Source organism: uncultured Dokdonia sp. (assembly GCF_937910895.1).
Classification (GTDB): Bacteria; Bacteroidota; Bacteroidia; order Flavobacteriales; family Flavobacteriaceae; genus Dokdonia.
Genome location: NZ_CALEMI010000160.1, coordinates 139,873 through 154,208, shown reverse-complemented (window position 1 = coordinate 154,208; position 14,336 = coordinate 139,873). Strand labels below are relative to the sequence as shown.

The window sequence follows — 14,336 nt, the reverse complement described above, 5'->3', positions numbered from 1 at the left end:
CACCTATGAAAGTGGGTGCTTTATAATATTCAATTATTCTAGCCAAATTTCTTTGGCTTTTTCACATCGAATCTCAGGCAGTATATTATAAATGAGTGAAAAAATCTTGTGTCATCGATGGCTGTATTGATTCTAATTACATGAGTGTTTTTTCAAAAAGAAAGTATATAATATAAAGCTCCAAAAGCAGTGTGGCACGAAGACATTAAGAGATACATACACTTATTAATTAAAAATTAAATAATCTGAAAATTAACATATTTCTTTAAAAAAACCTTTAATCGGTTATTAACACCCTATGAAATACGCAATCGAACGTTAGTTTCAGTTAAGAAAACATACAATCTGTGTATTTCATCGATGTTTTAAATACAATGGTCTAAAAACAAAAATAATATATTTGAGCTTCATATTATTAAAGTATATTTGTTTCACCCAACTTGAATATTAATTTCTTAAACAATTAATAACTACTAATAAGTAAACCATAAGTAATAAAATATTTCATTACAAAGTAGATCAAGTGATTTATGAAGTTGGATTCCCCTTTATGTACCTAGATCAGTAATTCTTATATTATTGTTAGTACAAGTTAGATTTCTTAAACTTTAAGGTTATTATATATTGCCTCTAAAGTACTTCAATCAAAATAAATTGTTTTTGAACAATTGTAATCAAACTAAAATAGGCAGAAAGACATGTATAATACAGTAACATTAAGTAAAAAAAATCTTTTTGTAAGATTTATTAAATTAAGTTACAGCCTTAAAATAAAAGTATAATAGGATAAATTTTTATAAAAAATCTCCTATCCTGCTTATAAAGTAGGATTTTTTTTTAAACAAAAATATAAAATATGATATAATTAAAAATTGTAATATAAAGGTATAAAAGAGCTTAGGTCTTTTCTTTTAAAATTTTTGCTGGTCAGAGCATTAATAAAATAGAAAAACCCTCACTGGTCAGAGCGAGGGCTTTATATACCAATAAGTTTAACTATTAAATTAATAAATAATGAGCTGTTCACACTCTAATTATCGCATTAAGCGTCTCTTTTTGGCGTTTTTATTTTTTTTTATTTTACTAATTAAATGTACTAGCTTATATTCAGAAGATTATTGTAATCTACCTGAATGTTTCAAAAAAAGCGCTAATGTACAAATAACTAATCACCGGTTTTCACGGTGGGTAGTTAGTTGAAAAACTTAATTTGAATTGACGAGAGTTGCTTTGCTGGAACGTAAAGTGACTCTCATTAGCGCGGGTGCAAATATACAAATATATTTTAATTTAAAAGGGTTAATTATCTATTGCCAGTATAATATTAATGAATATATTAGTAAATACCTATTATTTTTGTGAATTACTTACAATAATGGGAGATTATTACGAATTTTTTATCTATAGCGTGTTTTTTAAAGTTTTTTTTTAGGATTATTTAATTGTATTTGTAATATTGTATCACATCCTCAATTATTTTATGATTTTTAATCAAAAAGATATTATTCATGCTTAAAAATGAACCTTTTTGATTTATCAAAACGTATATTCATCAAAAATATTATATTTTATTTAGAAAAATATTCTAAGATTATTAGATTTTAATTTAATTTTGAGAAAAATATTCTAAAATATATCTAATTTTGAGAAAAATAAATTACAAATACGGAAACCCGTAAAAGCACTATTATATTGGTAAAATATGTCCTCTTTATCAAATAAATTACAATACTCGTACCATTTATTATAAAAAAAATTAAAGAAGATGTTTTCTAAAAACTAAGAATAGACTTTCTTCTTTCTAACATTGCATAGCTTTAGATTAAAAACACTTATCATAAAGACAAGTGTTTCAAAGTATTCAGTTATTCCAACCAAATTTCTTTAGCTTTATCAAAACCAACCCAACGTTGATCTTTATCATATCCGCGAGTAGACAAGCTATATCGTATCAATTTATCTAGCGGAACATCATAGGCTAATATGAATCGTAGTAATTCTCCATTAGCGGTTGAGAACATACCTTTGAGTTCTTCCCAAAACCATAACGGATTGTGATCCGCAAAGATATCTGCAATCCGCTCATAATCAAGCGTTGCATAACTATCGGGTAAAACCTCAAAAGCTTGCCCATCAACAGTAGGATAATCTTTGGGTATGACGACGTAATTGTGATCAGTACCTCGTACAACTACGTACTCTTTATTTGTTGTACGGTGTTCAAAGTTTGACCATACCGCGTTATCAATCGCTTTATCTTTACTTGGATGTCGTGTCATCTTTTTTCTTGTTATTAGATAAGGTTCCTTTTTTCAACGCGATTGTTTTCGGCGTTTCCTTCTTCTGAGGCTCTTTTGGAGTATCCTTTAGCTCAGGCGTTTCAGATTTCACTACTTCTTTTGGTTCCTCCTCTTTTTTCAGAAGGGTTCCATTGAGTGAAATGATATCTTCGCGAGATGACGAGCCATCAGCTGCTTTTCTGCGAATCAAACGCTGAGAATTAAACAACGGTCTGCATTTAATATTAAAGGCAGTATAGTTTTCAGCGTCATCTCTGTTCTCAAATGTTTCAGTATACGCATTATACAAAGCTTCATTGGTCAGTACGGTATCTTTCGCTTTCATAATAATATCCATTGCCAACGTGGCTACCGTATTTAATCCACTAGTACTCCCGGCAGTATCAAAGCCTAATGCTTCAATCTGTTCTTTCTGTTCTTCATTCGCATATTTTAAAATAATCTCAGTTTCTTTTCGATAGCCTTTAAGACGATCAGCAATGTCACTTTTAGCATTTTTAGCTTCAGTGATTTGTTTCTCAGCATCTTTTAAGAGTGCTTGATCTTGAGTGATGTTCTGTATTAAGACATCTACAATACTTGGTGTTTCCATACTATTCAGTTTTTAAAATTAATTAATGATTTATTTGATTTTCCAGAGCGGATATACCACAAGGGCACCTTCGCTATAGTTTTCTTCTTCGATAAGGCGCGAGATCTCCGTTTCGGCTTCTTCGTTTGTATCAAAAAAGAGCGTTGGTAGTGAGTCTACGGTATACTTATCTTCTTCTTTTACAGATGAAGAATAAATACCAAAGACTTGCATGGTAAATCCCGCTTTAGCTAGAAGCGAAACATAATTGTTTAGGTCATAGCTATCCCATGTCTTAGGGTTTTTACTATAGAGATAATGTATTTGATTATTCGTCTGAGTAAAAAGCATTTCAATTTCTTCTTCTGAAAAGCTAATAGGTTGCAGAAGCTGTTTTCGACATCGATCTATGATATATAAAAGGATATTGTAGTCAGTAACCAAAAGAGTGTGTAATTTCTCTTCATCATAATTCTCTAATTGTGCCTTCTGATATCGTTCAGGAGCAATCCACAGAATGATTTTAATACATTCCTCACGAGTGAGTAATGCTTTAACTTCATTAGATAATGGCAGTGATTCGGTAAACCGTAGGTGTGCTTCAAGTACTTCAAAGAAGTACAGAAACAAGCGTTGTTGTTTAAGTGTCATATTCAGTTGTATTTAAAAATTAGTAGTTGATTTTAGATAGGATAGTTGGCAGTCAATACTTCTACTTTTTTAGAAGTTCGAGCTTCGCCTAGTTTTCCTTTAGATGCATTGAGTGGTTTTTCAAAACGTTTGCTGTACCATCCGTTTTTTTGGATGTATTCATCCAAAATGTCAGAAGGGTATGAAGACAAGAGAAACGTTCCCTTTATCGTAGAGAGGGTATCTAAAAGCTTTGTGTAATCTCTTTCGGTATAGCCCTCATATAATCCTTGATCAGAATTTATATAGGGAGGGTCGATATAATGAAAAGCGTCTTCAGTATCGTAAGCCGTAATAACTTTAACCGCATCATTGTTTTCAATGGTCACGTTCTCAAGTCGTTTGTAAATCGACTCATCAAAAGCAATTTTCTTATTCCTAAATGCTTTAACCCGTTTACCATACTTATCATACCCCCACGATCCCACGTTACAGGCAAAACCCATATTGGTAGCGATGTAAAATGCCCAAGCTTGTTGTAATTTGTTAAACAAGTGAGGCATTCGATAGATTGCAAAGGCAACCGAATAGGTAGAACGTGCAAAGAGCGTAGCCTCTATTTTTGCCTTTAGAGAATTAAAATCAGTTTTGATGACCTCATAGAAATTAATCACAAGGTTGTTTGTGTCATTAATGATTTCAGATTCAGTAGGCTCTTTCCCGTAGAAGACCGCACCACCACCAAAAAAAGCTTCGGTGTAGATTCTATGTTCGGGAATAAGTGGAAGGATATGAGATAGCATATTGAGTTTGCCACCGTAATAGGTAATAGGAGTCTTAGGCATAAAGAGTCAAAAGCTATAACCATCCTTCGTCTGCGAAGGAGACATAGCTTTCTGTAGTTAGAATAATGTGGTCGAGTAATGTCATATCAAGTAAACCAAGAGCTCCTTTGATACGTTGGGTTATGGTGTCATCAGAAGCAGATTTTTTGAGTTCTCCTGACGGATGATTATGAGCAATAATGACTCCTGATGTATTGGTAAGTAAGGCAAGTTGTATTACTTCTTTTGTATTCACCAATGTACCGTTAGTACAACCAATAGATATTTCACTGATGGCAATAACTTGATTGGCATTCGTGAGTAACATTACAAAGAAAAACTCTTTGTAATCTAATCGGTCAGTGTCAGCAAAATCACGAAATATGATCTCAGCAGATTGTGACGTTGATATTTTCTTAGCAACATCATATACAGGTCGTTTGTAATGGATTTGGACTTCTTGGCATAAAGGAATATCAAGATCGGTACGTTTAGTTGGTTTCATAGTCTATTTAATTAAGGTTCGTTTGAAACCAGTATGAAGCAATACAATCTTAATAATAGATCAGCCATTTTGCTAATTTGTCAAATAGTCTTATATCTCATTTATAGTTACCGTTTTTGCAGAAAACGCAGTAGATGTTTTTCCATTAATCAGTAGTTTTAAATAGATATGATAATGCTCAAGATTGGTAAAATCTACTGTTTCAAATACAGGATTAAACTCTTGAGCCATATACTTTGCATCTGCTTGTCCTAATGTGAAACAGATAATTGTTCCTATGTTTCCTAGTACAGCATTTTTTATATTGGGTGTTAATTGATGTAGATATTGATGAGCAATCACAAAATTCACTTTAAATTTTCTCAGTTCGGCAAACATTCCAGACAAGGATTCTGTAGTATAATTTTGAAATTCATCGAGGTAGATAAAGAAAGGAACACGCTTATGTTCTTCAATATTAATTCGAGAGAAAGATGCGGAAGCCAACGAAGTCAATAGCAACGAACCTAATAGATTTGCTCCATCGTTTCCAAGACTTCCTTTGGATAAGTTCACTAAAAGTATCTTTCGTGAATCCATAATTACTCTTAAGGAAATTTGCTCAGTGTTATCAACCAAAATCTTTTTAAGCATCGGAATAGATAAAAAACTACCCACCTTGTTGAGTACTGGAAGTACATCGGTACGAGTATATTTAGGAAATTCTACTTGCCAAAACCGCTGTACGTTCTTGCTTATAATATGAGTAATACATTGCCTTTGAAATTCAGGATCTAATAATAATTTTGGAATATCATCAAAAGTCGCTTGCGGTTGATCGAGTAAAGTCAATATCACATTACGTAAGATATATTCCAATTTTAATCCCCATGATTGACCACCCCATAATTTTTGAAAGGTTTCCAAAATACTTGAAGCAATAAGTGCTCGTTTCTTATAGCTTACTTTCTTTAAAGGATTATACCCAAGAGTGAGATTGAAATCGGTGGCGTCTAGGTATACCACATCTTTTTTACGTTCTTCTGGAATAAAAGATAGAACTTCTTTGAGTAGATCACCATTAATATCAAAGAGACAACACCCTCTATTCTTATATACATCTTGATATAAAAGTGTTTTTAAAAGATTCGTTTTTCCACTTCCTGTCTTACCTAAAAGGTACATCCCAAAAAGGCGATCAGCTTGATAGATACCAAAAAGATCATTGGTATTTCTAAAATCAGTTCTAGCAAAATATGAGATGTCAGGATTTCGTATAAAGTACATACCCTAAGAGTATGAAGTTTATTGAGTAATACATATAGATCAGCCATTTTGAACTAGTGAGAAATAATACTTGTTAGTGGGTATTTCTATTTATGGAAAAAACTATAATTTTACTTCTATAACTATTTAAAAAACAAATTGATATGAAACTTTTAAAATTATCATTCTTATTTCTATTACCCTTTTTTCTTTTTACAAGCTTTGTCGATATAGAAGTGCAGGATCAAAAAAAACCTAAAGAATATATAAAGCTTTATAAAAAGAATGTTGGGGGTCTTGCATGGAATTGGATTGCTGAAAACACAAGTGAAGATCAAGCGATTAAATTTACCGTGCAGTATTCTAGTGGAGGTGCTATTAAGGACAGATGGACAAAGATTTTCACATTAGAGCCTGGAGATTCAAAACACATTGGAAGGCATAGTGATATTTCTACCTCAAGTATAAATGCCTACGTGAAGGGTGCAAGATTTGTAAGTCATTAGCTAGTAGAAATTAATTAAAAAAGAACAGCCTAATTACTGTTCTCTTACTTTATCTATGAAGTGTATGTATATGGTCAGCCTTTTTGACATTATTAAAATAATAGTCAGCCTTCTTGGTGTATGTGACTAAATGGCTGACTTTTTACAGTAGTTTTTTCGCAGTTTGTCCATAAAGTCGGAGTTCGATTCTCCGTGGGATCACACCAAAAAGCCTTATTATATAAGGCTTTTAGGCTATTTTTTGGCACAAATAATGGTAATTGGACAATATTCGAACCTATCTATTTTAAATGTAAAAAACAATAATTTATAGCTCATCTAAGTTAATCACTTCTTCATTAAATAGCTCTTTCGCTCGCCGTAAGATATCTGGAGATGGATCAGCATAGAAAACAGCTAATTTCTCTTTGGATCTTGTAAAACAAGTGTAAAGTAGTTTTTGAGATCGATTAAGAATATTTTTATTATGATATTTTCCTAAAAAAGCAGCTCCAAAATTATATAAATTCCAATTTCCATTATCCATCAGCACAAGAACGTCATTAAATTCATTTCCCTTTACCTTATGCTGAGTTGAAAATTGAGTTTGACCTTCAAGGTAACTATATAAGCTTTTAAAATTTGAATAAGGAACCTTAGAAATTCTATGAAAAATATACTCTTTAGATATTTGAAATTCCCTTAATTTATCATCAATTAAAACTAAGCCTAATGAATCTGCAAGAGAAATAACTTCACCTATACTCAGAGTATCGGAATTACTAATTTCTATAATAGCATTATGTAATTTTTCCTTTGATTCAATTGAAGTAATATGAAAATTTGTTTTTCTAAGAATATGATTATAATCTCCATTTCTATATGCTGATATAGCATCTTCTATTCTAAAAAGATGTTTTACAAGATCATCTCTTTTACTACCCTTCTTTTTAGCATCTTCTTTGGATTGTTTCTTGTCATCTATAAGTTGATCTTTATCTATATACATTTTTGAAAACACATCCCACTGTAAATTTTTAGCATATTTAAATAATTCTTTGTGTTCATTTAGAAATGCCTTAATTACGGGCGTTGTTTGATCTCCCATTGCTGGGTTCTTTAAAATCTCTCCAAAGCTTAAATCTTGCGTATTTAGATTAAGTTCTTTTACTCTTTTCTTTACCCTACTTTTCAATTCTAAAATACGATCTTTATCATAAATTTTCATAAGGGATGAAAATCCTGCCTTTCCAGCAATTAAATTATGAGTCAAATTAAGCTCTTTTACATTTTTAGAATCACTAAAATCCCAGCCCAAATATTCTCTAACACGAGCTATATTGTCTTCTTTAGAGTAGAGAAATTTTATCGAACCTGTTTTTAAGGTACCATCAGGCTTCATGTTTGGTGCCCCTATATCATCTGATGCTGTTTGAATAAGTCCATCAGTCCTTAAGCTATTAGCCAGATCTATTAAAACCTTAGGACTTCTTCTGTTTTGGGTTTTTTGGATCTCAGAAATTTTTCCTTCTGCGATATATGAATCAAGATTACCAGTTCTTTTGTCATAAATGCATTGCATTGAATCACCAAAAAAACCGACAACTAATTTTATAGAAGTATCATTTATATGATCAAGTAAGATCCTCACAATTTCTGGTTGTGTATCTTGGTATTCATCAACTAATATGAATGGATATTTATCAGTAAGTAGTCTTCTAATTTTAGGATATTTAAGATACATTTGTTCAGCAATAACAGGAACTTCGTCGTGAGAAATTATTCCATCATGTATCCTAGCAAACTCTTTATATTGAATACTGTCTTCCAATGTATCAAAATAATTATCTGAAATTATTTCTTCTTCTGGAACTGAAATTTTTTTATAATCTGGGTTATTCACTAAATAAATAAGTACATCTTTCAGTTCTTTTTTGAAATGCTTAATTGTATCCCATATAAAATCATGGTAGGTAGAAACAATAAGATTATCATGACCAATACGTTCCTCGATCTCTTGAGCGGCAGAATTTGTATAAGTAATACAAGCAATTTTTTCAGTTGGATGATCAATTATGATTTGACTGATTGTTTGTACCAATGAATATGTTTTACCACTCCCAGCGCCCCCACTAAGTAAGAAATTGTTACCTTCCTTAATTTGCTCCATAATCAAATCAAATGGCTTTTTGCTCTTCTTTTTACTTATTGTTGCTTTAGCCATAATAATCCTTCCTTAATGTAACTAGGAATCTCCCAGTTTGAATAATTTTTATCTGAATGGTAAACGATATCAAGTGCAAAATGTGTCTTTTTCTTAATACACTTATCAGCTAATTCAAAAGCTGTTTTGTCTTCGTCAAATAGAATAGCGTTTTTAATACTATTAAAAGTTGGTCTATGGTCTGAAACAAATTTTTTATTCAAAATTAAAAATGCTTCCTCAAAAGAGCGTCCTGTTATTTTTGGATCAGGAGTCTGGTAGGCAACAGCTAGATAACCATTATCACTTGAGACCCATTCGTATTCATCCTTGTCGTCTATTTTTTTCTTATCAAGTACCTTGTTTTTAAATTTATATCCAGACAACTTTTTCAATGTTGGATTACCTAAATAGTGACTAAGTGATGGGTTTGAAAAATTTTCCCCTTCATCAACAGGGCATTTTTCTTTTTTATCCTTACCGTCTTTGTCTTTGATAATTTTATAAGTATCTATATCTGTAATGATTAAAGATTTAATACCCACGAATTCAATGAATTTATCAAAGATTTGGGAATGCGCACCTACTTCTATAATTGAAATATTTTGTGAAACTAATGGCAGATAATTGTCTTTTGTTCCAGCTTTTTTGTGTTTCTTAGCTTCCTCAATGTCAATTTTTCTTAAAAAAGTAGGCATAAGAATTCTTTCAGTGTCCCCTTCTATCATAATAATCTTATCAGCAAAAAAGACTTCTGCTCTATTAAGGGTTAAATACTGGGATAAAAATTGATATTGATCTGAATTAAGTCCGTAATCTTCTTTTAGAGAAGATAGATTTTGAGATTGAACTTGATTTTCCTCTTCTTTTTTTATGAGATATTTTACATCATCAAACTCACTTTCTGAGACTATATGCGAAGAATGAGTAGTTATGATTGTTTGCAAGGGACGCTGAATACCATCTTTTCTTTTTATTCCTTCTCCAATTAATGATTTAATATTTTTAATGAAGATATATTGCATTTGAGGGTGTGTATGCGCTTCAGGTTCCTCTATGAATAATATGTTTATGTCAGCTGGTTTTTCATTTAATGTTCTCTTGAGATCATTTATTAATATTTCTATTTCAAAGATCATACTCAAAAGATTCATATAACCTAGACCATTGTTGTATTCAGGTAAAGTACTACCATTGTGATCATACATAACAGTAGTATTCCCTTCCATTATATTTTGATCCTTTAATGTTGACTCAATACTAATAGTTGAATCACCCTCCTTGATACCTCCAAATCTTTTGACTTTTCGCACTACTTCGCTAAAAAGATCTCCATATATTGTAGTTAATTTTTTGTCTGAACTTACAAGATAATCTTCAAAATCCTCAATAGCCTTATTTTGTTCATCAGTTTTTTCAGCCTTATCATAAATCTTTGATGTTTGAAGTGACAAATTTTTAGACTCTTTATTGGTCACATTCCTTCTGGCTGAGATGGATCGAAATGCTAAGATATTTTTAGTTGAAATATTCTCCTTTGTAAGATTTATCAAGTATTCTTCATCTGCGGTTTGGGTTTCCAGATCATATTTTAGTGAAAGTATTCTTATTTCAAAAAATTTATCTTGATGTGACTTTATAAAAGAGTTAATGTCTCTTTGGACATAGTTACTGTCTTTAGATTTTTTTTCTTTCTCTCTATTTTTAAATTCATCGTATTTATTCTTTAATAACTTTAATTTTTGATAAGATAAAAAGTATTCATAACGCAGGTAAACAAAGTTATTGTCTTTATCAAGGGTCATAATTACCTCTCTAAGATTAGATAAATTATCTTTTTTAAAATACTCAATAACGACATCTAAGCTAATCGCCAGAGGTTTTTTTGAATACTCTTCGTCATTGGGAAGTTTAGCTTTAAGTACCGTGCATACCTCGGACTTGAAATCAATATTAAATTCATCATAAGAAATATGATTATTAGAATTTTTGAGAAACACATCTAATATCTTTAGCAACGATGTTTTTCCTGTATTATTCTTACCAATTACTATTGAAAGGTTTTCTTCAAGGTCTATTTTAAAATCCTTGAGCAACTTAAAATTTTTAATCTTTAATGTCTTTATTTTCATATATAAACTATATCATTGAATCCATTATTTGTTTGATAAAACTAAGCAAATAAATCAGAAGAGTCTATATATGAGTTATTTATTAAATTCTGGCTAATTCGTTGGTCGTATTTTCAACACTAGTAGAAAAATATGATTAAAAGGTATTTTCAAAAAACACTATCATGTTGCTCTTTTACTTTACATCATGGAGTGTATATATAACGACTAGGACCTTAGGATTGGAGCGATTTAAATCTTAAGACAGTTTATAGATTTTCTTTTTCCTTCTCTTCCTTAATTCTAATTTTTAACTGAGTAGCTGTTAGTGTTAAGAGGTGGTGACCAATATGGTGAATATTGTCAGGACCTAAGTTATCAATAGCATCTTGACCTATTTCTTCTCTTAAAATGATTACGAGTTCATCGTATGCTTCTTGAGTAAGACGAAAAGGTGGATTACATTGTGTTTGGTTAAGCTCATCCATAGTTTTATTTTAACTAAAATAAAACCTTATGAATAGAGTTAGTATATTTAAAAAGAACAACATAAGTGTTCTTTTTTACTATATCTATGAAGTGTATGTATATGGTCAGCCTTTTTGACATTATGAAAATAATAATCAGCCTTCTTGGCGTATCTGCCTAAATGGCTGACTTTTTACAGTAGTTATTTCGAAGTTTGTCCATGAAGTCGGTAATAAATGGACAGTAAACCTCCAAAGTACTATTTAAGCCTTTATTTATACTAATATTTTCAGGTTCGAACTCCTTAAATTCTTCTAATATTATCTTTCGCCCTTTTGTATATTCTTTTAACCAATCAGCCTTATTTATAAAGAGTTTTTCTTCATCCCATACTAGGTTCGAACGAAGTAATTTTAAGAGTTGTTTTTTGTCGTTATAGTCAGCCTTTTTGATAATATCTTCAAAGCAGTACAAGTTATCTAATAATTTATCGAGTTGTTCATACCAGTTTTCGGCATATATTTTCTCACTTTTTTTAATGCTAAGTTGAGTTTCTAGTTTAGAAACATCGTCTTTAAACTCATCAAGAGAGATCATTTCTTCGATAAATAATTTTCGTAATTTCTCTTTTTTAGCTTCTAAAGATTTGATTTCACTATTGTGTAATTCAACAAGTCGCTTATCCTCTTCAAATTCTTTATCTCTAAGAATTTTTAAATGCTTTTTAGCCCATTCATATTCTTTTTTAGAGAGTTTCAATTCTTTGTTGTAGAAGTCTATAAGAAATGTATCTATCTTTTTTTGTTCAATACCCTTTGCCGAATAACCTCTTGTCTTTCGACGCTTAATATTGAAATAGTAGGTGTAAGAAAGATACTTCGGGGATTTCATTTTTGAAATCTCAATACCGCACTGTGGACAGGTTTCTTTACTACGATACGCGAATTTTTTTCCACAATCACAAATAAGTTGAAATTTTATATCTGCCCCTATAGTGTTACCGTCACCACCCACAATATAACCTTTGTATGCTGTATTATGTTTTTGTAATTTAGGATGATAATGCTTTCTAAAAATATTTAATATTTGAATATGCTCATTTTCTGAAATAATACGAGGAAGACTTTTTTCTAATTTCCTTAAGCTTTTACTATTCCCTTTTTCATCTCTTGAATAAAAAAATCCTGCATAAATGGGGTTTGTTAGTACACTATGAATAACTGAACGAGCTACTAATTTACCTCCACTTCTTTTTCCTATTGGAGTTGTCAGATATAAATTATTACGAGCATATTCAGTAATTGTGTTAAGTGAATCATTCCCCTTAAGAAACCGAGTAAATAGAAGCCTTAATTTGCCAATGCGATCTTGATCGATAATCCAACCTCTATCACCTTGTTCTTGAGTTTTATTATTTAAAAAACCAATAGGAGCTCTACCGCTTGGATATCCTTTTTCATAACGTTTTCTAAGCCCACTCTTCACAAAATGACTTTTATCATCGGAGTCTTTTTTAGACATCATAAACTCAAATTGGAGCATCATTTTGTCCGTAGGTGTATTGTAGAAAACACGTGAAGGTGTTTTGATATGATGAAGTTTTCCAATATCTAAGAGATAAATGATAATTCCTGCATCCATTGGGTTTCGTGATAATCGATTTGGATGCCAGCAGAGCCATGCATTTATTTTTCCTTTCTCGGTTAACTTAATAAGATTATTAAATCCTTCTCGACCAATAGAAAAAGCCGATTTTGTTTCCTCAATAATTTCATCATTCAGTATAATTCTCTCCTTTTCAATAATCGAGAGTAAATCATCTTTTTGACGTTCAATAGACTGCACTTGTCGGTCCTCTGATTCAGAAGACTTCCGTACATACCCTCCATAGATAAAGTTGTTTGTTTGGTGTGTATTCATAGGTATATTGAAGTGCAAAAAAGGGGTGATAAGAAAGTTCCTATTATCGTCAAACTCTAGGAAAACTGACTTATCACCCCATTTCTATGTACAAGCAAAAAGCTTATACAAATTGTATGTAATTCCTAGAGTTTGACATATATAGTGTATGGGAATTATCTCAAATTGTCCACGTTTCCTTGCTTATACTCCTTTATACGAATGCGTAGTTGTATAGCAGTCAACGTAAGTAAATGATGCCCTATGTGATGTATATTATCCTCTCCTAGTCGATCAATGGAATCTTGACCTATTTCATCTCTTAACACCTCTATAAGTTCGTTGTACGCTGTCTCAGAGAGTTTAAATGGTGGGTTAGCTTCTACGTTAGAGGTCATAATGTATATACTACTCAAACACCAACATAAAAATAGATCAGCCATTTTGATAGATAATCATTTACCAATGGTCCAAATGGCATATCTATATAAGAAGTAGTATTACTTATATGCTCATACTATGGCATACATAAATAGAACAGGCGTTCCAAACTCAATATTAGATACTCATTTAAAGCATCTAGGGTATGCAGAATTGAAAATAATACTTGTTATCATTCGTCAAACCTATGGATGGGTAGATAAACGAACAGGATCACACAAAGAATGGGATTGGATTTCAAGGCGGTTTTTTGTAAAAAAAACTAACTTATCACTACGCTCCGTCTCTAAAGCTATATCCTCATTATTTAGCAAAGGACTCATACATATCAAAAATGAACACGGAGTATATCTATACACCACAGAAGATCGGAGAAAAGCACATAAACTGTTTTATTCCATTAACAAAAACGTGAGCCGTGAACATACTTCACCTAAAACAGTGAAGAAAAGTAACCCTACAATAATTACACATACAAAATTGTACAGTGAAGATACGTCACAGGGTATGCAGAAGATCTCATTTAACCATATACAACCACCTATATAATACAGTAATACTATCACGTCATTACTATTACTCTTTAAATATAAGAGTGACAGCGAATTTTTTTTGACATATTGGCAAAAAGGCATATCTATTTTATAAATACCA

The 14,336-nt window shown here is 31.3% G+C and carries 13 protein-coding genes; 2 read left to right on the top strand and 11 right to left on the bottom strand.

Features of this window, described 5'->3' with window-relative positions; all coding sequences use genetic code 11:
- Positions 1 to 1,865: 1,865 nt before the first annotated feature.
- From Q0505_RS20050 to Q0505_RS20025, 6 genes are all read right to left on the bottom strand, one after another.
- A complete protein-coding gene (locus Q0505_RS20050; protein WP_299217011.1) occupies positions 1,866 to 2,279 on the bottom strand; it encodes a hypothetical protein in 414 nt (137 codons plus the stop codon).
- Positions 2,260 to 2,892 (bottom strand): hypothetical protein, encoded by a 633-nt coding sequence (locus tag Q0505_RS20045; protein ID WP_299217008.1) that lies wholly within the window; start codon positions 2,890 to 2,892, stop codon positions 2,260 to 2,262. The genes Q0505_RS20050 and Q0505_RS20045 overlap by 20 nt, the downstream gene beginning before the upstream one ends.
- A gap of 30 nt (positions 2,893 to 2,922) precedes the next feature.
- A complete protein-coding gene (locus Q0505_RS20040; protein WP_299217005.1) occupies positions 2,923 to 3,522 on the bottom strand; it encodes a hypothetical protein in 600 nt (199 codons plus the stop codon).
- A gap of 32 nt (positions 3,523 to 3,554) precedes the next feature.
- Entirely contained in the window at positions 3,555 to 4,346 is a 792-nt protein-coding gene (locus tag Q0505_RS20035) for a DNA adenine methylase (RefSeq protein ID WP_299217002.1), read from the bottom strand.
- 13 nt (positions 4,347 to 4,359) lie between these two features.
- Positions 4,360 to 4,830: a JAB domain-containing protein gene (locus Q0505_RS20030; RefSeq protein WP_299216999.1), complete on the bottom strand. Its 471-nt coding sequence runs from the start codon at positions 4,828 to 4,830 to the stop codon at positions 4,360 to 4,362.
- Between the two features lie 90 nt (positions 4,831 to 4,920).
- On the bottom strand, positions 4,921 to 6,096 hold the full coding sequence (locus Q0505_RS20025) for a type IV secretion system DNA-binding domain-containing protein (protein ID WP_299216996.1): 1,176 nt from the start codon (positions 6,094 to 6,096) through the stop codon (positions 4,921 to 4,923).
- 143 nt (positions 6,097 to 6,239) lie between these two features.
- On the opposite strand from Q0505_RS20025, the gene Q0505_RS20020 reads away from it, so the two are divergent.
- On the top strand, positions 6,240 to 6,581 hold the full coding sequence (locus Q0505_RS20020) for a hypothetical protein (protein ID WP_299216993.1): 342 nt from the start codon (positions 6,240 to 6,242) through the stop codon (positions 6,579 to 6,581).
- 307 nt (positions 6,582 to 6,888) lie between these two features.
- Here Q0505_RS20020 and Q0505_RS20015 read toward each other — a convergent pair whose 3' ends face one another.
- The 5 genes from Q0505_RS20015 to Q0505_RS19995 form a co-directional block, all read right to left on the bottom strand.
- On the bottom strand, positions 6,889 to 8,784 hold the full coding sequence (locus Q0505_RS20015; protein WP_299216990.1) for a UvrD-helicase domain-containing protein: 1,896 nt from the start codon (positions 8,782 to 8,784) through the stop codon (positions 6,889 to 6,891).
- Positions 8,766 to 10,895, bottom strand: coding sequence for an ATP-dependent endonuclease (locus tag Q0505_RS20010; RefSeq protein WP_299216988.1), 2,130 nt, complete (start codon positions 10,893 to 10,895; stop codon positions 8,766 to 8,768). Before Q0505_RS20010 ends, Q0505_RS20015 begins: the two co-directional genes overlap by 19 nt.
- Before the next feature lie 248 nt (positions 10,896 to 11,143).
- Positions 11,144 to 11,362 carry a hypothetical protein gene (locus Q0505_RS20005; RefSeq protein WP_299216985.1) on the bottom strand — a complete coding sequence of 73 codons (219 nt, stop codon included), beginning with the start codon at positions 11,360 to 11,362 and terminating at the stop codon, positions 11,144 to 11,146.
- A 157-nt stretch (positions 11,363 to 11,519) separates the two neighbouring features.
- On the bottom strand, positions 11,520 to 13,262 hold the full coding sequence (locus Q0505_RS20000; protein ID WP_299216982.1) for a recombinase family protein: 1,743 nt from the start codon (positions 13,260 to 13,262) through the stop codon (positions 11,520 to 11,522).
- Between the two features lie 155 nt (positions 13,263 to 13,417).
- Positions 13,418 to 13,639 (bottom strand): hypothetical protein, encoded by a 222-nt coding sequence (locus Q0505_RS19995; protein WP_299216979.1) that lies wholly within the window; start codon positions 13,637 to 13,639, stop codon positions 13,418 to 13,420.
- Positions 13,640 to 13,760: 121 nt separating this feature from the next.
- Between Q0505_RS19995 and Q0505_RS19990 the strand changes: the two genes are divergently transcribed.
- Complete coding sequence (locus Q0505_RS19990) at positions 13,761 to 14,231, top strand: replication protein (protein ID WP_299216976.1); 471 nt, start codon at positions 13,761 to 13,763, stop codon at positions 14,229 to 14,231.
- The last annotated feature ends 105 nt before the right edge of the window (positions 14,232 to 14,336 follow it).